We start from the raw sequence: 720 nt of genomic DNA, 5'->3' as shown, positions 1-720 counted from the left end.
GTCCTGCGCCGGCCGGCGGCTCGCGGCCGTTCTTTGAAACCCTGCTCTGGCGGGTCCGCGGCAACGAGATTCGCCAGCAGGCCATCGACTCGCTGAAGGATCCGAAGGCGTCGGAGGCCCAGGTCGATGCGCGCATGCGCGAGATCGTCGAACGTGCGCTGCGCCCGGCACTCGAGCGCCCCGAGTTCAAGCGCCTTGCGCCCGAGGAGCAGGAGGGCTATCGCAATGCCTTCAAGGGTGTGCCCTTCGTCGAATTCTTCTGATGACAACGCGAGAGGCGATAGCCATGAACGCAAAGGTGCAAGCAGGCCAGCCAGGCAGGGGAGGATGACAATGCAGATTACCGATCCGACTATCGATGCTTGTCTGCGCCAAAACTTCATTGGACGATCCGCAGCCTTTGTGACGGTGGTCGAGCAAATATCCCGATTTGCCCGCTCGAAGGCTCCCGTCCTGATCATTGGTGAATCGGGCACCGGCAAGGAACTTGCCGCCCACGCCGTGCACTACCTGAGCGAACGAAGGGACAGTGCGTTCATCCCCGTCAACTGCGGCGCGCTGCCCGACGCCCTGATCGAGAGCGAACTGTTCGGTCACGCGAAGGGCGCTTTTACCGACGCCATCCGGGCCCGCGCCGGACTGGTCCGCGATGCCGAAGGCGGCACGCTGTTTTTGGATGAAATCGAGGCGCTGTCGCCGCGTGCCCAGGTGGTTTTACTA

Annotated in this window: 2 protein-coding genes; both read left to right on the top strand. The window is 63.1% G+C overall.

What is annotated here, in order from left to right; genetic code table 11:
• On the top strand, positions 1 to 263 hold a 263-nt coding region (locus AC1DYX_RS31690), incomplete at its 5' end, for a hypothetical protein (RefSeq protein WP_477266245.1).
• A gap of 70 nt (positions 264 to 333) precedes the next feature.
• A partial coding sequence (locus tag AC1DYX_RS31685; protein ID WP_477266243.1) for a sigma 54-interacting transcriptional regulator occupies positions 334 to 720 on the top strand: 387 nt, incomplete at its 3' end.

The sequence above is a fragment of the Massilia sp. P2_C2 genome, from assembly GCF_056404615.1.
This window is presented reverse-complemented; position numbering and strand designations above follow the sequence as displayed.